The organism is Herbaspirillum frisingense GSF30, assembly GCF_000300975.2.
GTDB lineage: Bacteria > Pseudomonadota > Gammaproteobacteria > Burkholderiales > Burkholderiaceae_D > Herbaspirillum > Herbaspirillum frisingense.
This window is the reverse complement of sequence record NZ_AEEC02000004.1, coordinates 195,455-216,062: the sequence shown is the minus strand read 5'-3', so window position 1 is coordinate 216,062 and position 20,608 is coordinate 195,455. Positions and strand designations below refer to the sequence as shown.

At 62.5% G+C, this 20,608-nt stretch carries 18 protein-coding genes; 3 read left to right on the top strand and 15 right to left on the bottom strand.

Going from position 1 to position 20,608, the window contains the following annotated elements; genetic code table 11:
* The 15 genes from dnaX to gyrA form a co-directional block, all read right to left on the bottom strand.
* A partial coding sequence (gene dnaX / locus HFRIS_RS04845) for a DNA polymerase III subunit gamma/tau (protein ID WP_006462126.1) occupies window positions 1–1,010 on the bottom strand: 1,010 nt, incomplete at its 3' end.
* A 108-nt stretch (window positions 1,011–1,118) separates the two neighbouring features.
* Window positions 1,119–2,090 (bottom strand): GGDEF domain-containing protein, encoded by a 972-nt coding sequence (locus tag HFRIS_RS04840; protein WP_006462125.1) that lies wholly within the window; start codon window positions 2,088–2,090, stop codon window positions 1,119–1,121.
* 264 nt (window positions 2,091–2,354) lie between these two features.
* Entirely contained in the window at window positions 2,355–2,756 is a 402-nt protein-coding gene (locus tag HFRIS_RS04835; RefSeq protein WP_039874398.1) for a ComEA family DNA-binding protein, read from the bottom strand.
* Between the two features lie 130 nt (window positions 2,757–2,886).
* Window positions 2,887–3,822, bottom strand: coding sequence for a D-glycero-beta-D-manno-heptose-7-phosphate kinase (rfaE1, locus tag HFRIS_RS04830; protein ID WP_006462123.1), 936 nt, complete (start codon window positions 3,820–3,822; stop codon window positions 2,887–2,889).
* A gap of 1 nt (window position 3,823) precedes the next feature.
* On the bottom strand, window positions 3,824–5,203 hold the full coding sequence (locus HFRIS_RS04825; RefSeq protein ID WP_006462122.1) for a UDP-glucose dehydrogenase family protein: 1,380 nt from the start codon (window positions 5,201–5,203) through the stop codon (window positions 3,824–3,826).
* A gap of 49 nt (window positions 5,204–5,252) precedes the next feature.
* Entirely contained in the window at window positions 5,253–6,428 is a 1,176-nt protein-coding gene (lapB, locus tag HFRIS_RS04820) for a lipopolysaccharide assembly protein LapB (RefSeq protein WP_039874394.1), read from the bottom strand.
* Between the two features lie 16 nt (window positions 6,429–6,444).
* The gene (locus HFRIS_RS04815; RefSeq protein ID WP_039874393.1) at window positions 6,445–6,771 is read right to left on the bottom strand and encodes a LapA family protein; all 327 of its coding nucleotides are present in this window, start codon (window positions 6,769–6,771) and stop codon (window positions 6,445–6,447) included.
* Window positions 6,772–7,089: 318 nt separating this feature from the next.
* Window positions 7,090–7,395, bottom strand: coding sequence for an integration host factor subunit beta (locus tag HFRIS_RS04810; RefSeq protein WP_006462119.1), 306 nt, complete (start codon window positions 7,393–7,395; stop codon window positions 7,090–7,092).
* Window positions 7,396–7,408: 13 nt separating this feature from the next.
* Window positions 7,409–9,124 carry a 30S ribosomal protein S1 gene (rpsA, locus tag HFRIS_RS04805; RefSeq protein WP_077235498.1) on the bottom strand — a complete coding sequence of 572 codons (1,716 nt, stop codon included), beginning with the start codon at window positions 9,122–9,124 and terminating at the stop codon, window positions 7,409–7,411.
* Window positions 9,125–9,339: 215 nt separating this feature from the next.
* On the bottom strand, window positions 9,340–10,008 hold the full coding sequence (gene cmk / locus HFRIS_RS04800; RefSeq protein ID WP_006462117.1) for a (d)CMP kinase: 669 nt from the start codon (window positions 10,006–10,008) through the stop codon (window positions 9,340–9,342).
* A 58-nt stretch (window positions 10,009–10,066) separates the two neighbouring features.
* Window positions 10,067–11,398 carry a 3-phosphoshikimate 1-carboxyvinyltransferase gene (gene aroA, locus HFRIS_RS04795; RefSeq protein ID WP_006462116.1) on the bottom strand — a complete coding sequence of 444 codons (1,332 nt, stop codon included), beginning with the start codon at window positions 11,396–11,398 and terminating at the stop codon, window positions 10,067–10,069.
* A gap of 77 nt (window positions 11,399–11,475) precedes the next feature.
* Window positions 11,476–12,363, bottom strand: a complete 888-nt coding sequence (locus HFRIS_RS04790; protein WP_006462115.1) for a prephenate dehydrogenase — start codon at window positions 12,361–12,363, stop codon at window positions 11,476–11,478.
* 39 nt (window positions 12,364–12,402) lie between these two features.
* On the bottom strand, window positions 12,403–13,476 hold the full coding sequence (pheA, locus tag HFRIS_RS04785; protein WP_006462114.1) for a prephenate dehydratase: 1,074 nt from the start codon (window positions 13,474–13,476) through the stop codon (window positions 12,403–12,405).
* Between the two features lie 129 nt (window positions 13,477–13,605).
* On the bottom strand, window positions 13,606–14,718 hold the full coding sequence (gene serC / locus HFRIS_RS04780; RefSeq protein WP_006462113.1) for a 3-phosphoserine/phosphohydroxythreonine transaminase: 1,113 nt from the start codon (window positions 14,716–14,718) through the stop codon (window positions 13,606–13,608).
* A gap of 58 nt (window positions 14,719–14,776) precedes the next feature.
* Window positions 14,777–17,422 carry a DNA gyrase subunit A gene (gyrA, locus tag HFRIS_RS04775; RefSeq protein ID WP_006462112.1) on the bottom strand — a complete coding sequence of 882 codons (2,646 nt, stop codon included), beginning with the start codon at window positions 17,420–17,422 and terminating at the stop codon, window positions 14,777–14,779.
* Between the two features lie 774 nt (window positions 17,423–18,196).
* Here gyrA and ompA point away from each other — a divergent pair.
* From ompA to HFRIS_RS04760, 3 genes are all read left to right on the top strand, one after another.
* On the top strand, window positions 18,197–18,811 hold the full coding sequence (gene ompA / locus HFRIS_RS04770; protein WP_006462111.1) for an outer membrane protein OmpA: 615 nt from the start codon (window positions 18,197–18,199) through the stop codon (window positions 18,809–18,811).
* A gap of 145 nt (window positions 18,812–18,956) precedes the next feature.
* Entirely contained in the window at window positions 18,957–19,682 is a 726-nt protein-coding gene (ubiG, locus tag HFRIS_RS04765; protein WP_006462110.1) for a bifunctional 2-polyprenyl-6-hydroxyphenol methylase/3-demethylubiquinol 3-O-methyltransferase UbiG, read from the top strand.
* Window positions 19,683–19,748: 66 nt separating this feature from the next.
* Entirely contained in the window at window positions 19,749–20,405 is a 657-nt protein-coding gene (locus HFRIS_RS04760) for an HAD family hydrolase (protein WP_006462109.1), read from the top strand.
* The last annotated feature ends 203 nt before the right edge of the window (window positions 20,406–20,608 follow it).

Here is a 20,608-nt window from a genome sequence, read left to right as displayed (position 1 = left end):
ACGGCGATCTGGTAGAACAGCTGCACGTGCTCGGGACTGAACTGGGTCGCCAGGCGCAGGATATCTTCGCGGTTGGGCAGGTCCTCGGCCAGTGCAGCCGGTACGGCCTGCGCCAGCGCGATCTGGTGCAGCAGCGTCCCCAGGTCTTGCAGCGCAGCATTGTAGGACAGGCTGCGGGTCGCCATGTCGTCGGCCACACCCAGCAGGGCGGCGCCATCCTGCACGGCCAGGGCGTCGAGGACGCGGATCAGGTAGGACTGGTCCAGCGCGCCCAGCATGCCCTGCACGGCTTCCAGGGTGACCCGGCCGGCGGCATAGGCGATGGCCTGGTCGGTCAGCGACAGCGCATCGCGCATGGAGCCCGACGCCCCTTGCGCCAGCAGGCGCAGCGCGGGGGGATCGAACGCGATGCCTTCCTGGTTCAGGATGTTGTCGAGATGGCTGATGATGTGGCCGGGCGGCATCTGCTTCAGGTTGAACTGCAGGCAGCGCGACAGCACGGTCACGGGAATCTTTTGTGGATCTGTGGTGGCGAGGATGAACTTGATGTGCTCGGGCGGCTCTTCCAGCGTCTTCAGCATGGCGTTGAAGGCGTGGTTGGTGAGCATGTGCACTTCGTCGATCATGTAGACCTTGAAGCGGGCGTTGGACGGCGCGTAGATGGCCTGTTCCAGCAACTGCGCCATCTCGTCCACACCGCGGTTGGAGGCGGCGTCCATCTCTATGTAGTCGACGAAGCGGCCGGCATCGATGGCCACGCAGGCTTCGCACACGCCACAGGGAGCCGCGGTGATGCCGCCGTTGCCATCCGGGCCGACGCAATTGAGCGACTTGGCCAGGATGCGCGAGAGCGTGGTCTTGCCTACGCCACGGGTCCCGGTGAACAGATAGGCGTGGTGCAGCCGCTGCTGTTCCAGCGCGTGCGTCAGCGCGCGCACGACGTGTTCCTGGCCTACCAGGGTGTCGAAGCTGCGGGGACGATATTTACGGGCGAGAACTTGATAGGACATGAGGTGGCTGCAGTCGGCTTTTTGGCTCAGGGGGGCATTTTAAGCTATTTCGCCGCCCGTATCGCCTTTGCCTGCATGCACTGCCGCCGCCAGCCCCTGCCGGCCGGATCAGGGCGCGGCGCGGCGCGCCTTCTTGCGCTCGTACATGGCTGCATCGGCGTCCCGCTGCAGGGCAGCCAGGTCAGGGTGCTGCTCTGGATCGTACTGCACCGCACCGACGCAGTAGTCCAGCTGATACTGGCGCTGGCCACTCTGGTTGAAGGCTTGCACCGCCTGCTGCAGATGCTGCAGGACGACGACCGAATCGTCCAGGGAAGTATTGGTCAGGAAAACCGCGAATTCATCACCGCCCAGGCGCCCGATGACATCGGATTCGCGCAGGTTGGCCATGAGCAGGCCGGCGAAATCGGTCAGGGCCTGATCGCCTTCGGAATGCCCGAAGCGGTCGTTGATCTGCTTGAAATGGTTCAGGTCGAAATTGAGCACGCAGGCGGCATGGCCGATGCGCCGGGCGTTGGCCAGGGCATGCCGGGCCAGCGCCTCGAAGCCACGCCGGTTCGAGACCCCGGTAAGGTCGTCGATGGTGGCCAGTTTCACGGCAGCCAGTTCCTGCTCGACCATGGCAGCCAGGTCCTTGAGCAGGGATTGCTCATCGACATCGAAACTGCGGGGGACCGTATCGACCAGGCACAGGGTGCCGAGGGTGAAGCCGCTTTCGCTCTTGATGGGACACCCGGCGTAGAACCGGATGAAGGGTTCGCCGGTGACCTGCGGATTGGTGGCGAAACGCGCATCGAGCCGGGCGTCGGGAACGATGGTCAGGTCTTCGCTCAGGATGGCATGGGCGCAGAAGGAAACGTCACGCGAGGTCTCGGTGGCATCGCCCAGTCCCACGCAAGACTTGAACCACTGACGATGGACATCGACCAGCGTCACCACCGCCATCGGTACATCGAACAGACGCCGCGCCAGGCGGGTCAGGCGGTCGAAGCGCTCTTCCCTGGGCGTATCGAGGATGCGCAGCGAATGCAGGGCGTCGATGCGGGCAGCTTCATTGACGGGGAGCTCGGCAATTATCATGATTCATCAACGCAGATGGACGTGGTTGCCCAGGTTAACGGCAGGCTGCGGCTCACTTTAACCCCAAATTTTTCGAGAAACAAGATTTAGTTATGCACAAGAAGCGCGGACATCGCCCTCGCCCGCTTCCCATTGCCTGACATCGAACAGCAGGCCTCCCCTACCTCGGCCCGCCGTCAGGCGCCAGACCCATCGACGCTGTCGTTGCCATCCTGCGGATGCCCTTGCTACGAAGGCTTTCCCCGGATCAGCAACTTCCAGCCGTCACTTCTTGGCGGCCGCCGGCTCTTCGGCCATCTTGTCAGCCTTGGCGGCGGGCTCCTTGCCCTTGTTCTCAGCGCGCGGGGATTTGGCGGCTTTACCCGAGCGGGCCACCGCGTCGCCGGACGCTCCGGCCTTAGGCTGACCGTTCACCGTCAGGCCATTGGCGGACAGCTTGGCGGCGGCCTTGTCCTTGATGCCCTTGACCCTCGCCTGCAGGTCGCTCCAGTCCTTGAAGCTGCCGCCCTTCTGGCGTTCATCCAGGATGCGCCTGGACATGGAGGGACCGATTCCGCGTACGCCGTCGAGGGCGGCCTGATCGGCCTTGTTGACGTCCACCTCGGCCAGGGCGAGACCGGTAGCGACGAAAAAGCTCAGTACGAACAACAGGGTTTTCTTTAACATGATGCGTCCTTTCGACTTTCTGGATTGAGGGAAAAAACAAAGGGCAGCGCATCCGGAAATGCGCTGCCCATCCTCAACGAAAGTCACAGCAGCCTGTTGACAGTAATCCAGCTAGAAAACCGCTCTCAAATCACCCCGCCAGCAATTCCTCGCGAGTCACGGTGGCGGTACCGAGCTTGCCGACCACGATGCCTCCGGCACGATTGGCCATGGTGACGGCATCCACCAGCGAAGCGCCTGCGCCGAGCATCACGGCCAGGGTACCGATGACGGTATCGCCTGCGCCAGAGACGTCGAACACTTCACGCGCCATGGTGGGGAAGTGAGTGACTTCGCCATCGCGGTACAAGCTCATGCCTTCTTCCGAACGGGTCAGCAGCAAGGCTTCGAGGTCCAGTTCGGTACGCAGTTTCTGGGCACGTGCGGTGAGGTCTTCCTCGTTCTTCCACTGGCCGACGATGCGCACCATCTCCGACTTGTTGGGCGTGAGGATGGAGGCGCCGGCGTAACGCGTGAAATCATCGCCCTTGGGGTCGACCAGGATGCGCTTGCCCAGCTTCTTCGCGGTGGCAATCATCTCGGCGACGTTGACCAGCCCGCCCTTGGCGTAGTCGGAAAAGACGATGACGTCGTAATCGGCCACCAGCGAGTTGAACTGGGTCAGCTTGTCGCGCAATACGGTATCGGTAGGCGCCTCTTCGAAGTCGATGCGCACCAGCTGCTGCTGGCGCCCGATCACGCGCAGCTTGACGATGGTGGCGATGCTGGGGTCGCGGTTCAGGTGGCTGTCGATGCCCATTTCACGCAGCATGTTCTCCATCACGCGCGCCGGTTCGTCGTCGCCGGTGACGCCCAGCAGCGCCGTCTTAGCCCCCAGGCTGGCCGTATTGCGTGCCACGTTGGCGGCGCCACCCAGGCGCTCTTCGCGGCGCTCCACGCGCACCACCGGAACCGGGGCTTCGGGAGAGATGCGATTGACTTCGCCGAACCAGTAGCGGTCCAGCATGACATCGCCCACGATGAGGATGCGGGCGGAATCCCAGGCGGAAGAGAGGTCCTTGTTCACGTTATTGTCCACGCGCTTGAAGAGTGCGGCCGATGCCGTAGTATTCGATGCCGCTGTCGGCCATGAGCTGCGGATCGAACAGGTTGCGGCCATCGAAGATGACCGGGGTCTTCAGTACCGCCTTGACGCGCTCGAAATCAGGACTGCGGAAAGCCTTCCATTCGGTGACGATGGCCAGGGCGTCGGCACCTTGCAAGGTGTCATTGGGCGACGCGGCGAAACGGATCTTCTGCAGCAACTGCGTATCGTCGGCGAAGTCCAGTTCCAGCACGCGACCGGCTTCCTTCATGGCCACCGGATCGTAGACGGCCACGCTGGCGCCGCGTCGCACCAGTTCGCCGATCAGCACCCGCGACGACGCTTCGCGCATGTCGTCGGTATTGGGCTTGAAGGCCAGGCCCCAGATCGCGAAGTGCTTGCCCGTCAGGTCTTCGCCGAAGCGGGTGACGATCTTCTTGCCCAGCACGTGCTTCTGGCGATCGTTGACACGCTCGACGGCCTGCAGGATCAGCAGTTCCTGGTCGTAGTCGCGGGCGGTACGTTCCAGCGCCTGCACATCCTTGGGGAAGCAGGAGCCGCCATAGCCGCAGCCGGCATACAGGAAGCTGTGACCGATACGCGGATCGGAACCGATGCCATGGCGCACCGACTCGATATCGGCACCGACCCGGTCAGCAAGGTTGGCCAGCTCGTTCATGAAGGAAATGCGCGTGGCCAGCATGGCGTTGGCGGCGTATTTGGTGAATTCGGCCGAGCGCACGTCCATCCAGTAGGTGCGCTCATGGTTGCGGTTGAAGGGCGCGTAGAGCTTCTTCATCAGATTCTGCGCGCGCAGACCATCGGCGCTCTGGTCGTGACCGATCACGATGCGGTCGGGGCGCATGAAGTCTTCTACCGCTGCGCCTTCCTTGAGGAATTCCGGATTGGAGACCACCGAGAAGCTGGCATCGGTCGTGCCGCGCTGTGCCAGTTCCTCGGCGATGGCGGCCTTGACGCGGTCAGCCGTACCCACCGGCACGGTGGACTTGTCGACCACCACCTTGAAGCCTTCCATGTGACGGCCGATGTTGCGGGCGGCGGCCAGCACGTATTGCAGGTCGGCCGAGCCGTCTTCGTCGGGCGGAGTACCTACCGCGATGAACTGGATGTCCCCGTGGGCCACACTGGCGGCCACGTCGGTGGAAAACTGCAGGCGGCCGGCAGCACGGTTGCGCGCCACCACTTCTTCCAGGCCGGGTTCGTGGATGGGGATGCCGCCGTTGTTGAGGATGTCGACCTTGCGCTGGTCGAGGTCCAGGCAGAACACATCGTTGCCGAGTTCGGCCAGGCAGGCGCCGGTCACCAGGCCAACGTAGCCGGTGCCGATGATGGTGATTTTCATGGTAGATCCAGAGTGTCAGGTACGGCCATGCGGCCTTGATTCATCACGTTCAGTTCATCACGTTCAGTTCTTCGGTGCGGCGCGGCGGATAGGTCTCCCACTGGCTGCAGCCCGGGCATTGCCAATAGAACTGGCGGGCCTTGAAACCGCAGTGGCTGCACTGGTAGCGTGCCAGCTTCTGGGTATAGCCATGCACCAGGGTCTTGACCACCGCCAGCTCGGGACGCACGGTCTGGGGCGCACTCATCATGCGGGCTTCCAGGAACTTGTCCAGGCCCAGCAGCGTGGGCGTACGACGCAGCTCGTCGCTGACCAGGACGTTGGCGGCGTCGATGCCATCGGCGTCGAGGACGGCCTTGAAGACCACTTCCAGCAAGTCGATCGACGGCGCTTCGGCCAGGTAGGCGCGCAGCAGGTTGATACCCTCCTGCGGGCGGCCCACGGCGATATAGCCATCCATCAGGCGCTGCGCCACCAGGGCGGTATGCGGCACGCTCTGGTGCTCCACACGGCGCCAGGTTTCCAGCGCGCCCTCGATGTCGCCACGGGCGCGCAGCGCGTCGCCCATCAGCATGGTGGCGCGTACGCTCTTGCGGTCAGCGGCCAGGGCCTTGTCCAGCAGGGACATGGCGGCATCGGTATTGGTGCGCACCAGTTCGTCGGCAGCCAGTTCGCAATAGAACTGGGCGATCTCGCGCTGGCGGCCACCGGCGCCGGTGGCTTGCAGGATCTCGGCCGCGGCGATGGCGCGGGTCCACTCCTTCTCGCGCTGGTAGATTTCCAGCAGGGCGCGACCGGCCTGGGCGCTGTAGGGGGTGTCGATGAGCTTGTTGAAGGTTTCCTCGGCGCGGTCCAGCAGGCCGGCCTTCAGATAATCTTGGCCCAGTTCATACAGGGCATGTCCGTGGTGCTCGGCCGGCAGGTCCGGGCGCGCCAGTAGATTCTGGTGCACGCGGATGGCGCGTTCGGTCTCGCCGCGGCGGCGGAACAGGTTGCCCAGGGCAAAGTGCAGTTCTACCGTTTCCGGATCCAGCTTGACGATTTCGATGAAGGCGTCGATGGCCTTGTCGGGTTGCTCGTTGAGCAGGAAGTTGAGGCCCTTGAAATAGCCGCGTGGCAGGGTACGCGATTCGGACAGCAACTGGTTGATGTCAACCCGCGCGGCAATCCATCCGAGTCCGAAGAAGACCGGGATGCCGAGCAACCACCAAAATTCAAATTCCATAAAGAGAGAGGGGCAATTAGAGGATGTGCTGCGCTGTTATCACGCTGTCTGGCTGTGGCGGCTGGGCCTGTGCCTGGACCAGGTCTTCCTGGGCCTTCTGGATCTGGGCCAGGGTCTTCTTGTAGCGCGAGGCTTCACGGCGATGGCGCAAGACCAGCGGCACCATGGCCAGCACGCCCAGTACCGCGCCGACCACGAAGAAGGCCAGCAGGACCAGGACCAGCGGGTCGCTGCGCTCATAGCCGAGGAAGAAGTGCATGGTCACTTCCTGGGTGTTGCGCAGGGCGAAGAAAAAGAAGAACACGAACAGGATGGCCGCGATCAATCGGGAGAGTATTTTCATGGCGTAATCCTTTCTGGCGGGTCAGTGTGCTGCCCGGAAGGCCGCCTGCGCACCTCGCGGCGGGGCGTGCCGGATCGCAATTATTGCGCTGGCCGGAAAAATCGGGCCTGTTTCGCTCGCTTTCCAGGTCAATCCAGGTCAAATGCGGATTGTACGTGAAAAAAAACGGCATCCAAAGATGCCGTTCATTTTGTTGATCTGCCTTTACACCCGCTCAGCGTGCGCTGGGCAGGTGCAAGGCATCAACGATTACTGCAGCCTGACATCGCCATCAATGAAGCTGGCGACAAGAACTGCCTGGTCACAGGCCAAGCCGGTTCAATCCTCGCGGATTGGCTGGCCGACCATCGCATCGACGCGTTCGCGCAATTCCTTGCCGGGCTTGAAGTGCGGCACCCGTTTTTCGGGAACCATCACCTTGTCGCCAGACTTGGGATTGCGGCCGATACGCGGCGGACGGCGGTTGAGCGCGAAGCTGCCAAAACCACGGATCTCGATACGCTGGCCGGTCGCGAGTGCGTCGACCATGGCATCGAGGATGGTCTTGACCGCGTAATCCGCATCCTTGGCGACAAGTTGCGGATAACGCTCAGCCAGACGGGCGATCAGCTCCGACTTCGTCATCGTGACCGGAAGATCAGTTCTTGTTGTCGAGCTTGGCCTTCAGCAGCGCGCCCAGGCTGGTGGTGCCCGAAGCAGCGTTGGAGTCAGCCGACATCTTCTGCATGGCTTCCTGGGTCTCGGCGTTGTCCTTGGCCTTGATCGACAGCTGGATGCTGCGAGCCTTGCGGTCGATGTTGATGACCAGGGCTTCGACGGAATCGCCAACCTTCAGGTGGGTACCGGCATCTTCCACGCGGTCGCGGGAGATTTCGGATGCACGCAGGTAGCCTTCGACTTCGTCGTTCAGCTGGATCACGGCGCCCTTGGGCTCAACCGACTTGACGGTACCGGTCACCAACGCACCCTTGTCGTTCAGGGCGGCGAAGTTGTTGAACGGGTCGCCTTCCAGTTGCTTCACGCCCAGGGAGACGCGCTCGCGTTCCACGTCGATGGCCAGAACAACGGCTTCCAGCTCGTCGCCCTTCTTGAACTTGCGCACGGCTTCTTCGCCAGCTTCGGTCCAGGACAGGTCGGACAGGTGCACCAGACCGTCGATGTTGCCCGGCAGGCCGATGAACACGCCGAAGTCGGTGATCGACTTGATGGAACCCTTGACCTTGTCGCCCTTCTTGTGGCTCATGGCGAAGTCGTCCCACGGGTTCGGCTTGCACTGTTTCATGCCCAGGGAGATACGACGACGCTCTTCGTCGATTTCCAGAACCATGACTTCGACTTCGTCGCCCAGCTGGACGACCTTGTTCGGGGCCACGTTCTTGTTGGTCCAGTCCATTTCGGAGACGTGCACCAGGCCTTCGATGCCTTGTTCGACTTCCACGAATGCACCGTAGTCGGTCAGGTTGGTGACCTTGCCGAACAGGCGGGTGCCTTGCGGGTAGCGACGCGACAGACCGGTCCACGGATCGTCGCCCAGTTGCTTCACGCCCAGGGAGACGCGGTTCTTCTCTTGATCGTACTTGAGGACCTTGGCGGTGATCTCTTGGCCAACCGACAGCACTTCCGACGGGTGACGCACGCGACGCCATGCCAGGTCGGTGATGTGCAGCAGGCCGTCGATGCCACCCAGGTCAACGAACGCACCGTAGTCGGTGATGTTCTTGACGATACCGGTGACGACGGTGCCTTCCTTCAGGGTTTCCATCAGCTTGGCGCGCTCTTCGCCCATGGAGGCTTCGATCACGGCACGGCGCGACAGAACCACGTTGTTGCGCTTGCGATCCAGCTTGATGACCTTGAATTCCAGGGTCTTGCCTTCGAACGGGGTGGTGTCCTTGACCGGACGGGTGTCGACCAGCGAACCCGGCAGGAAGGCACGGATGCCGTTGGTCAGAACGGTCAGGCCGCCCTTGACCTTGCCATTGACGGTACCGGTGACGATCTCGCCGGACTCCATCGCCTTTTCCAGCGAGAGCCACGATGCCAGACGCTTGGCCTTGTCGCGCGACAGGATGGTGTCGCCGAAGCCGTTTTCCAGCGATTCGATCGCAACGGAGATGAAGTCGCCGACGTTGACTTCGACTTCGCCGTTGTCGTTCTTGAATTCTTCAACAGGGATGAATGCTTCCGACTTCAGGCCGGCGTTGACGATCACGAAGTTGTGATCCAGGCGCACGACTTCTGCCGAGATGACTTCACCCGAACGCATGTCCTGACGCGACAGCGATTCTTCAAACAGAGCAGCAAATTCGCTGGAGGTATCAACACCTGCAGCGATAACGGTAGTGGTAGACATAAAAGAAAGTAAGAAAGATTGGCCGGTATCCGTACGATGCAATCGTCCCGACTTGCACTGCCGCCTGCGTTGCCGCCGATGGCATGGATACTGGGTTAGGTTTATCAACACCCGTCAGACTTTGCATCTGCCGGGCACCAATGGCACTACGGGTACAACAAGGACTTGCCCATGATGGCAGCGAAAGGCGCTTTTTCAAGCAGATTCAAGCGCTTTCAATGCCCCAGGGCAGCGTACCAGCTGAGTACCTGCTGCACCGCTTCGTCAGCGGTCATGTCGGATGTATCCAGGTGATATGCGCCCTCCGCAGGCTTCAAGGGGGCCGACGAGCGACTCATGTCGCGTTCGTCACGTTCCTTCAAATCTCTGGAGAGGTCTTCGATATTAGCAGAAAAACCCTTGTCAATCAATTGCTTATAGCGTCTTGTGGCGCGCGCTTCCACACTGGCGGTCAAAAACACCTTCAGACGGGCGTTGGGGAAGATGACGGTACCCATGTCGCGACCATCGGCCACCAGGCCGGGGGATTTCCTGAATGACAACTGCAGGCCGTACAAGGCCTGGCGCACGGTGATCAGGGCGGCAATGCGGGAGGCGGTATTGCCAACCTCTTCGGCACGGATGGCCTGGGTCACGTCTTCATTGGCCAGGAAGATGTGGGCGCCATCGAAATGGCAGTGCAGGTGCTCGGCCGCCTTGGCCAGCGCATGCTCGTCGTCCAGGGCGATGCCGCGCCGCAGCACGGACAGCGCCGTCAGGCGGTACAGCGCGCCCGAATCCAGGTAATGGAAACCCAGTTGCTGGGCCACCTTCTGGGCCACGGTGCCCTTGCCCGAGGCGGTGGGACCATCAATGGCGATGACCGGTATCTTTGCTTTTTCCATGGCCTGAACCCTTTATCAGTGAATAATTTAGTGCAATTTCTCGTTACTACAGGGTTTATCAGATCAAGGTTTGCTCGGCAATCTTTTTGAAGACGTCGAAGTAATCCGGGAAGGTCTTGGCCACGCATTTGGGGTCATTGATGCGCACCCGGTTGCCACGCCGCAATGCACCATCCAGCGATGCCAGGGAGAAACACATGGCCATGCGATGGTCGTCATAGGTGTCGATGGCGGCGCTGCCGATCTCGGCCGGCGGCGTCACCTTCAGGTAGTCGGCGCCCTCCTCCACCTCGGCGCCGAGCTTGCGCAGCTCAGTGGCCATGGCAGCCAGGCGGTCGGTTTCCTTGACACGCCAGCTGGCGATATTGCGCAAGGTGCTGGGGCCGTCGGCATAGAGCGCGGCCACGGCGATGGTCATGGCGGCATCGGGAATATGGTTGAAATCGGCTTCGATGGCCTTCAGGGGGCCGTTGGACGAGGCCTCGATCCAGTTCTCACCCATGGTAATGGTGGCCCCCATCTGCTGCAGCGCCTCGACGAAGCGCACATCGCCCTGGATGCTGTCGCGGCCCACCCCTTCGACCCGGATCGGGCCGCCGGTGATGGCGCCGGCCGCCAGGAAGTAGGAGGCCGAGGACGCATCGCCCTCCACGTGGATGCTGCCCGGGCTGCGGTAGTGCTGGCCGGGCTGGATGATGAACTGCTGCCAGCCATCACGCTCGACCTCGACGCCGAAGCGGCGCATCAGGTTCAGGGTGATCTCGATGTAGGGCTTGGAAATGAGCTCGCCGACCACGTCGATCTGCATCGCCTCTTCGCGCGCCATCAAGGGCGCCGCCATCAGCAAGGCGGTCAGGAACTGGCTGGACACATTGCCTCGCACCTTCATGCGCGAGGAAGTCAACTGGCCACGACGGATATGCAGCGGTGGATAACCCGGGTTGCCGGTGTAGTCGATACGCATGCCCACCGTATTCAGGGCATCGACCAGGTCGCCGATGGGGCGCTCATGCATGCGCGGCACGCCGTGCAGCGTGTAGTCGCCACCCAGCACGGCCAGCGCCGCGGTGAGCGGGCGGATGGCAGTGCCGGCATTGCCCATGAAGAGATCGGCCTGGTGCACCGGCAGCACGCCGTTGACGCCATGGACGATGTAATCCTGGGTGCCTTCGATCTGCTCCCACTTCACTCCCAGGGTCTGCAAGGCCATCAGCATGACCAGGGTATCGTCGGAGGCCAGCAGATCGAAGATACGGGTGGTGCCGCCGGACAGCGCCGCCAGCAGCAGGATGCGGTTGGAGATGCTCTTGGAGCCTGGCAGCTTGACCGTGCCTTGCACGTGGTGCACCGGAGCCAGGTCGATATGACGGGGGTAGGAAGGCTGTTTCATCGGGATTCGTTTTCGGTGGATGAATCGGGCCGCCGCAGCGGCACGCAAAGTTTCATTAATCTGCCGGCCAGGCTGGCTCAGCCATTCTTGCGTTCGGCAGCCTCGATGGCGGCGGCCCATTGCTGGCGCGCATCGCGGGCACTGGCATAGACCTGTTCCAGCGCGGGGCCATCGCTATTGGCGATCATCTCGCGGATGGCCTGCAATTGCACCAGATAGGCATCGACTTCGGTCAACAGGGCATCGCGATTGGCCAGTGTGATGTCGCGCCACATCTCGGGCGAAGAAGCGGCGATGCGGGTGAAATCGCGAAAACCACTGGCCGCATACTGGAACAGCGTGTCCGCATGCGGCTTGGCGGCGATATCGTCCACCAGCGCAAAGGCCAGCACATGCGGCAGATGGCTGACCGAGGCGAACACCGCATCATGCTCCTGCGGCGAAAGACGGTGGATGACGGCACCACAGGCGCGCCAGGCCGCGGCGACCGTTTCCACGTCCTGCGCGGCGTTCTCGGGCAAGGTGGTGATGACCACCTTCTTGCCTTCGTAGAGGTCGGCCAGGGCGGCTTCCGGACCATGCTGCTCACGCCCGGCGATCGGATGGGCGGGGACGAACTGGCTGATGCGCGCACCCAGCGCCTTGCGGGCTGCGGCGACCACGTCGCCCTTGGTGCTGCCAGCGTCGGTAACGATGGCCCGCGGTGCCAGGTAGGGCGCGATGGAGGCCAGGATGGCTTCGGTCTGGGCCACCGGGGCGGCCAGCAGGATCAGGTCGGCCCCATCGACTGCAGCCGCCGGGTCGGTGGCAACGCTATCGATCAGACCCAGTTCGCGGGCGCGCTCCAGGCTGGCCGGGGAGCGACCGACGCCGACGATGTGGGCGGCCTGGCCGGCACGGCGCAGCGCCAGGGCAAACGAGCCGCCGATGAGGCCCACGCCGAAGATGACGACTTTCTTGAACACGGTGGACTCGGACGGTAAAGGTGTCAGGACAGCCGGCACTTACAGGCCCAGCGGATAGGAACCCAGCAGCTTGAAGAAGGCGGCATTCTGGCGCAGTTCCTCCAGCGCCTGGGCGACCTTCTCGTCCTGCTCGTGACCTTCCAGGTCGACGTAGAAATAGTATTCCCACGCGCCCATGCGGGCCGGCCGCGACTCGAAGCGCGTCATCGACACGCCATGACGCGCCAGTGGCGCCAGCAGGTTGTAGACCGCCCCCGCCTTGTTGGGCACCGACAGCACGATGGAAGTCTGGTCACGGCCGGAGGGCGCCGTACGCAGACGGCCGATGATGGCGAAGCGGGTGCGGTTGTGCGGGTCGTCCTGGATGTGTGCGTTGACGGTCTGCAGGTTGTACTTCTGCCCGGCGATCTCGCCGGCGATGGCCGCCACGCTCTTGTCTTCACCTGCCATGCGCGCCGCCTCGGCGTTGGAGGCCACCGCCTGGCGTTCGATGGAAGGATAGTTCATATTCAGCCACGCATTGCACTGGGCCAGGGCCTGCGAGTGTGCACAGATGCGGGTGATGCCATCCATCTTGCCGTCGGCGGTCATGAGGCTGTGATGCACCGGGATGGAGACTTCGCCGCTGATGGTCAGGGTGGTCTGCAGCAACAGATCGAGAGTGCGGTTGATGACGCCTTCGGAGGAATTCTCGATGGGCACCACGCCGAAATCGGCGGTGCCGGCTTCGGCGTCGCGGAACACTTCATCGATGGACACGCAGGGCAGGCCTTCGATGGCGTGGCCGAACTGCTGGTACACCGCCTGTTCGCTGAAGGTGCCCTCGGGGCCGAGATAGGCCACGACCACGCGCTTTTCCAGCGCGCGGCAGGCCGACATCACTTCGCGGAAGATGGTCTGGATATCGGTCCCCAGCAAGGGGCCGGGATTGCGGTCGGCGGCGCGGCGCAGCACTTGGGCTTCGCGCTCGGGGCGAAACACGGGGGCATTGGTCTCGGCCTTGACGTGACCCACTTCCTGCGCGACGCGGGCGCGCTGGTTCAGCAGGTCGAGGATTTGCGCATCGATGGCATCGATCTTCTGGCGCAGGGGCAGCAACTTGTCGTCACTCATCTTGCTCTTTCAGTGTCTGCAGCCGCATCCCGGCGCGAAGACCGGGCTGCGGCGTTCTTGGCATGGCGTTGGCATGGCGCACGACCGAAGGCCGGCACCGCACGGGCAGGCTGCCCGGTCAGGTGCAGTTCAACCGTGCTGCTTTTCGAAGTCTTTCAGATAATCGACCAGGGCCTGTACGCCCTCGATCGGCATCGCGTTGTAGATCGATGCACGCATGCCGCCGACCGACTTGTGGCCTTTCAGCTGCAGCAGGCCGCGCTCTTTGGCGCCGGCCAGGAAAGTGTCATTGAGCGACTCGTCGCGCAGGAAGAACGGCACGTTCATGCGGGAACGGCAATCCGCTGCGATCCGGTTGCTGTAGAAATCGGTACTGTCCAGGTAGCCGTAGAGCAGCCCGGCCTTGGCGATGTTGCGCGCTTCCAGCGCAGCCACGCCACCCTGGCGCTTGATCCACTGGAACACCAGGCCGGCGATGTAGATCGCGTAGGTCGGCGGGGTGTTGTACATGGAGTCGTTGTCGGCCACGATCTTCCAGTCGAAGGCCGAGGGGCAGAACGGCAGCGCGTGACCCAGCAGGTCTTCGCGCACGATGACGATGGTCACGCCGGCCGGGCCGATGTTCTTCTGGGCACCACCATAGATGACGCCGTACTTCGAGACATCGACCTCGCGCGAGAGGATGTGCGAAGACATGTCGGCCACCAGCGGCGCACCGTCGGTATCGGCTGCAACCTCGGGGGTGTATTGGTATTCGACGCCGTCGATGGTCTCGTTGCTGCAGATGTGCACGTAGGCGGCATTGCGCGAGAGCTTCCAGTCACCGCGCGCCGGAATGCTGGCGAACTTGCGGTCGGCCGAGGAAGCCGCCACGTTGACGGTACAGTAGCGCCCTGCCTCCTTGATCGACTTGGTCGACCAGGAACCGGTATTGATGTAGTCGGCCACACCCACTTCGTGCTTGCCGGCCGGTGAACGCAGGGCCGCCAGGTTCATGGGGATGATGGCGTTTTCGGCAATCGCCCCGCCCTGCAGGAACAGCACCTTGTAGTTGGCGGGGATGTTCATCAGCGCGCGCACGTCAGCCAGCGCGGCTTCGATGATGGACATGTACTCCTTGCCGCGATGGCTCATCTCCATGACCGACATGCCGCTGCCATGCCAGTCCAGCATCTCGTCGGCTGCCTGTTGCAGCACTTCCTTGGGCAATACCGCCGGTCCGGCGGAAAAGTTATAAACCATTTCTGCGTTCGCCATCAAAAAAGGCGGCCGGCATGTCGCCAGCCGCCCGGGACTTGCTTTACTCGCCAGCGGCAGGAGTTTCGCTGCCGGCACCCTCGGCGTTCTCGCCGTCCATCACGTCTTCCACATCGGACTCGACCACGCGTTGCAGGCCGGACAGCTTGGTGCCGTCCTCCACCGCGATCAGGGTCACGCCCTGGGTGGCACGACCCATCTCGCGGATCTCCGAGACGCGGGTGCGAATCAGCACGCCACCGGTGGTGATCAGCATGATCTCGTCGGTGGAATCCACCAGCGTGGCCGCGACCACCTTGCCATTGCGCTCGCTGGTCTGGATCGCGATCATGCCCTTGGTGCCACGACCATGGCGAGTGTACTCGGTGATCGGGGTACGCTTGCCGAAGCCGTTCTCGGTGGCCGTGAGCACCGACTGCTGCTCATTCTCGGCCACCAGCAGAGCGATGACCTGCTGTGTTTCTTCCAGGTTCATGCCGCGCACGCCGCGGGCGGTACGGCCCATGGGACGGACATCGTTTTCATCGAAGCGCACGGCCTTGCCGGCGTCCGAGAACAGCATCACGTCATGAGCGCCATCGGTCAGCGCGGCACCGATCAGGAAGTCGCCTTCATCGAGGTCCACGGCGATGATGCCGGCCTTGCGCGGGTTGGAGAAGTCCGACAGCGGGGTCTTCTTGACGGTGCCCAGGCTGGTCGCCATGAAGACATAGCGGTCATCCGGGAAGCTGCGGTTGGCACCCGACACCGGCAGGATCACGGTGATCTTCTCGCCATCCTGCAGCGGGAACATGTTGACGATGGGCTTGCCGCGCGAGTTGCGCGAGCCCTGCGGCACTTCCCAGACCTTCAGCCAGTACAGGCGGCCACGGTTGGAGAAGCACAGGATGTAGTCGTGCGTGTTGGCGATGAAGAGCTGGTCGATCCAGTCGTCATCCTTGGTCGCCATGGCCTGCTTGCCGCGACCGCCACGTTTCTGTGCGCGGTACTCGGAGACCGGCTGCGACTTCATGTAGCCGGTGTGGGACAGGGTCACCACCATGTCCTGCGGCGTGATCAGGTCTTCGGTGGCCAGGTCGGTGGCGTTGTGCTCGATGGTGGAGCGACGCTCGTCCTTGGCACCGATGCCGTAGTCGTTCCGGGCGGCGTTGAGTTCGTCGGTGATGATGGCGGTCACGCGGGCCGGCTTGGACAGGATGTCCAGCAGGTCGGCGATCTGCGCCATGACTTCCTTGTATTCGTTGACGATCTTGTCCTGCTCCAGGCCGGTCAGGCGCTGCAGACGCATCTGCAGGATTTCCTGGGCCTGATCGTCGGAGAGCTTGTACATGCCATCGGACTGGATGCCGTAATGGGCCGGCAGGCTTTCCGGACGGAAGGCTTCGATGCCGCCTTCGTTGGCTTCGCCGGCGCGGGCCAGCATCTCGCGCACCATGGACGAATCCCAGGCGCGCGACATCAGTTCGGCCTTGGCGATCGGCGGCGTCGGTGCGGCGCGGATGATGGCGATGAAGTCATCGATGTTGGCCAGTGCCACGGCCAGACCTTCCAGCACGTGACCGCGTTCACGCGCCTTGCGCAGTTCGAACACGGTGCGACGGGTAACCACTTCGCGCCGGTGCGACAGGAAGCATTCCAGCAGCTGCTTCAGGTTCAGCAGGCGGGGCTGGCCATCGACCAGGGCCACCATGTTCATGCCGAAGGTGTCCTGCAGCTGGGTCTGCTTGTAGAGGTTGTTCAATACGACCTCAGGCACTTCGCCACGCTTCAGTTCGATCACCACGCGCATGCCGGACTTGTCGGACTCGTCGCGCAGGTCGGAAATGCCTTCGAGCTTCTTGTCGCGCACCAGCTCGGCGATACGTTCCAGCAGGGCCTTCTTGTTGACCTGGTAGGGCAGCTCATCGACGATGATGGCGATACGACCTTCGCGGCCATACTCTTCAAAGTGGGTCTTGGCGCGCATGACCACGCGGCCACGCCCGGTGCGATAACCGTCGCGCACGCCGGATACGCCGTAGATGATGCCGCCGGTGGGGAAGTCAGGCGCCGGCACCAGTTCGATCAGTTCATCGATGGTGCAATGCTCGTTGGCCAGCAGGTGCAGCGCGCCGTTGATCACCTCGGTGATGTTGTGCGGCGGGATGTTGGTGGCCATGCCCACGGCGATGCCGGAGGAGCCGTTGACCAGCAGGTTGGGGATCCGGGTCGGCAGGACCGAAGGTTCCTTTTCCTTGCCGTCGTAGTTGGGCACGAAATCGACGGTTTCCTTCTCGATGTCGGCCAGCAATTCGTTGGAGATCTTGTCCAGGCGGCACTCGGTGTAACGCATCGCCGCAGCGCCGTCGCCGTCGATGGAACCGAAGTTGCCCTGGCCGTCGACCAGGGTATAGCGCAGCGAGAAGTCCTGGGCCATGCGCACCAGGGTGTCATAGATGGAAGCGTCACCGTGGGGGTGATACTTGCCCATCACTTCACCGACCACGCGCGCGCACTTCACGAAGGGACGGTTCCAGACGTTGTTCATCTCGTGCATCGCGTACAGCACGCGGCGGTGCACCGGCTTCAAGCCATCGCGCACGTCCGGCAGTGCCCGACCCACGATCACGCTCATGGCGTAATCGAGGTAACTCTTGCGCATCTCTTCTTCGAGGGAAATGGGGATGGTTTCTTTAGCGAATTGATCCATTGGAGAGTCGAAAGATGTTTCCCGGCCAGAAAATCCTGCCGGGCGGGCGTGGCCCTTGGACTGATCAGAACAGTGGATTCTAGCACGCCAGGAGGGTCAAAAGCCCTTCAACCGCCCTCAAAACGCCTCGAACGGCGCGCTTCACCGCCCGCCAGGGAAGTGAAGCAAATTTCAGATGCCCGCCGCACAGCCGCTCCCAGCCTGCGGGAGCGGCTGGCCTTGTGGTCGCACTCGCTATATATATTAGTGGCGGCATCCGGCAGCCAGGCCGTTGACGCACCAGGTTGGCGAGATAGAAACGGAAGCATTGCCAGAAGGCATTGTTTTCCTTGCGCTGGCCTGCCTGATGCCAAAATAACAAGCACCAAAAACTTTCTCGAGATCATTCCCGTGCCCCGGCACAGAAAATTGATCCACATCGCCGTCGACAATGCCTCGGAGAAAATGACAACTACTTGCCGAGACGAAAATGCGCGAACTGTATGAAAAATAAGGATTTTCTAGAAAAAATCGGGGTTTTTCAGGCTCAGATGGAACAAAAACGGCTCAAAAATATCCCGTTGCGAAGAAACAACACAGTCCCAAAAACGTTGTCTGGACCAATTGGCAAGCATCGCTCAAGGGCAATCCGTGTGGCAGAATGGCGGCTAAGTTCATTACTAGCCCCATGGAACAAGGGCCTGTGACGACCTGAACACATGATATTATTCATTTTTTGATGTCGTAATCTTGTAGCGCAGTTTATCTGCGGATATCTCACCCGAGAGGAGAAACATGAACAAATTAGCAAAACTCGTCTTCGCTGCTGCGTCCGCAGCCATCGCACTGTCTGCCACCGCTCAGGAAACCAAGGACATCAAGGTTCGTCCCGGCAGCCTGTACCTGCAAGATGGCCGTGACGTCGTGACCCGCAGCGGTTACGGTCTGTGCTGGCAAACCGCTTACGTGAACGGTCCGTGCGAAGAACCGCCGGCACCGGCTCCGGTTGCCGCTGCTGCTCCTGCTCCGGCTCCGGCTCCTGTCGCTGCTCCGACCTCGGAAAAGGTCACCTACGCTGCTGACGCATTCTTCGACTTCGACAAGGCAACCCTGAAGCCGGCTGGCAAGGCCAAGCTGGACGAACTGGTTGGTAACCTGAAGGCCATCAACCTGGAAGTCATCATCGCCGTCGGCCACACCGACTCGATCGGCTCCGTCGCCTACAACCAGAAGCTGTCGGTTCGCCGCGCTGAGTCCGTCAAGGCCTACCTGGTTTCGAAGGGCGTTGAAGCCAACCGCGTCTACACCGAAGGTAAGGGCAAGTCGCAACCGGTCGCTGACAACAAGACCGCTGCTGGCCGCGCCAAGAACCGTCGTGTGGAAATCGAAGTTGTGGGTACCCGCAAGTAATCGATTGACGCTACAAGGCTCAATGAACCCCGCTTCGGCGGGGTTTTTTTATTGCTGCGGCATTTGCGCGTCAGCCCCTTTTTGCCGCATCACTTGATCTGCCGCCGCCAACCGGGACTGTCCGTTTGGGCTATCATTAGGCCCCATGAACACGACCAATGCGACCAACGCGACCATGAACGCCGATCCCCAAGAGATCCAGAAATTCAGTGAACTGGCCCATCGCTGGTGGGACCCGGGTTCCGAATTCCGTCCCCTGCACGAAATTAACCCGCTGCGCCTGGAGTGGATCAATGCCCGCGCTCCGCTGGCCGGCAAGAAAGTCATCGACATCGGCTGTGGTGGCGGCATCCTGGCCGAATCCATGGCCATCAAGGGCGCCGACGTCACCGGCATCGACCTTTCCGACAAGGCCTTGAAAGTGGCCGACCTGCACAGCATGGAATCAGGCGTACAGGTGCGCTACGAGAAAATCGCCGCCGAAGACATGGCCGCACGCGAAGCCGGCCAGTACGACGTGGTGACCTGCATGGAAATGCTGGAACACGTACCCGATCCGGCCGCCATCGTGCGCGCCGCCGCCACCCTGGCCAAGCCGGGCGGCAAGCTGTTCTTCTCCACGCTCAACCGCAACATGAAGTCCTACCTGATGGCCATCATCGGCGCCGAATACGTCCTGCGCCTGCTCCCCAAGGGCACGCACGATTACGCCAAGTTCATCACCCCGGCCGAACTGGCCCGCTACACCCGCGAGGCCGACCTGCAGATCGACGCCTTCAAGGGCATGGGCTACAACCCGTTGACCAAGATCTACTCCCTCAACGAAGACACCAGCGTCAACTACCTGGTCGCCTGTACCAAGCTGGCCTGATCCGCCATCGCGCCGCAGCGCCCTGCTGCGGCCGCTCCTCTCCACCGCCATCACAGACAAGACCCCATGCCATTACGCCCTCCGCGCGCAATCCTGTTCGACCTTGACGGCACCCTCGCCGATACCGCGCCCGACCTTGCGGCGGCCGCCAATTTCCTGCGCCAGGAGCGCGGCCTGGACGATGCGCCCTATGAGCAGCTTCGCCCGGTCGCCTCAGCCGGTGCACGCGGCCTGATCGGGGCAGCGCTCGGCATCCATCCCGAGCACGACGAATATGAAGCGCTACGCGTGCGCTTCCTGGATCGCTACGAAGCCAACATGAGCCAGCACAGCCGCCTGTTTGACGGCATCCCCGAACTGCTGGCACAGCTGGAATCGCGCCAGATCGCCTGGGGCATCGTCACCAACAAGGCTGCGCGCTTCACCGACGTGCTAGCCCCGCAGATCGGCCTGGGCCACGCTGCCTGCATCGTCTCCGGCGATACCACCCCGCACCCCAAGCCCCACCCCGCACCGCTGCTGGAAGCCGCACGGCGCCTGCAACTGGCGCCCGAGGATTGCTGGTACGTCGGCGACGACCTGCGCGACATCCAGGCCGGCCGTGCCGCCAGCATGCCCACCATCGCTGCGGCCTGGGGCTACTGCGGCCACAGCGAGCCCACCGGATGGGATGCCGACGCCCTGCTGCACGCCCCACTGCAGATCCTCACCCTCCTCTCCTGATCCCCCAGCGGCGCCCAGCGGAAACTTTGGCGCCGCTTTCCCCTCCTAGCCTGCGCCAGCCTCACGTGTCACAGTGACGACGCCTCGCATTAGAATGACGGCAGACAGGCTCACCGCCGACACATCACAATCAGAACCGGCCTCCCTTGCAAGGATTGCAGCCATTGCAGCCAATGCAGCGGACGGGCCGGCACCGACAAGGG

What these genes read in the sequence shown, in the direction of transcription:
- cmk (WP_006462117.1), bottom strand. Translation starts at nt 10,008, where the DNA reads ATGGAAAAAGCAAAGATACCGGTCATCGCCATTGATGGTCCCACCGCC.
- ubiG (WP_006462110.1), top strand. Translation starts at nt 18,957, where the DNA reads ATGAACACGACCAATGCGACCAACGCGACCATGAACGCCGATCCCCAA.
- HFRIS_RS04810 (WP_006462119.1), bottom strand. Translation starts at nt 7,395, where the DNA reads ATGACGAAGTCGGAGCTGATCGCCCGTCTGGCTGAGCGTTATCCGCAA.
- HFRIS_RS04840 (WP_006462125.1), bottom strand. Translation starts at nt 2,090, where the DNA reads ATGATAATTGCCGAGCTCCCCGTCAATGAAGCTGCCCGCATCGACGCC.
- ompA (WP_006462111.1), top strand. Translation starts at nt 18,197, where the DNA reads ATGAACAAATTAGCAAAACTCGTCTTCGCTGCTGCGTCCGCAGCCATC.
- HFRIS_RS04760 (WP_006462109.1), top strand. Translation starts at nt 19,749, where the DNA reads ATGCCATTACGCCCTCCGCGCGCAATCCTGTTCGACCTTGACGGCACC.
- HFRIS_RS04835 (WP_039874398.1), bottom strand. Translation starts at nt 2,756, where the DNA reads ATGTTAAAGAAAACCCTGTTGTTCGTACTGAGCTTTTTCGTCGCTACC.
- aroA (WP_006462116.1), bottom strand. Translation starts at nt 11,398, where the DNA reads ATGAAACAGCCTTCCTACCCCCGTCATATCGACCTGGCTCCGGTGCAC.
- rpsA (WP_077235498.1), bottom strand. Translation starts at nt 9,124, where the DNA reads ATGTCTACCACTACCGTTATCGCTGCAGGTGTTGATACCTCCAGCGAA.
- lapB (WP_039874394.1), bottom strand. Translation starts at nt 6,428, where the DNA reads ATGGAATTTGAATTTTGGTGGTTGCTCGGCATCCCGGTCTTCTTCGGA.
- pheA (WP_006462114.1), bottom strand. Translation starts at nt 13,476, where the DNA reads ATGAGTGACGACAAGTTGCTGCCCCTGCGCCAGAAGATCGATGCCATC.
- gyrA (WP_006462112.1), bottom strand. Translation starts at nt 17,422, where the DNA reads ATGGATCAATTCGCTAAAGAAACCATCCCCATTTCCCTCGAAGAAGAG.
- HFRIS_RS04815 (WP_039874393.1), bottom strand. Translation starts at nt 6,771, where the DNA reads ATGAAAATACTCTCCCGATTGATCGCGGCCATCCTGTTCGTGTTCTTC.
- serC (WP_006462113.1), bottom strand. Translation starts at nt 14,718, where the DNA reads ATGGTTTATAACTTTTCCGCCGGACCGGCGGTATTGCCCAAGGAAGTG.
- HFRIS_RS04825 (WP_006462122.1), bottom strand. Translation starts at nt 5,203, where the DNA reads ATGAAAATCACCATCATCGGCACCGGCTACGTTGGCCTGGTGACCGGC.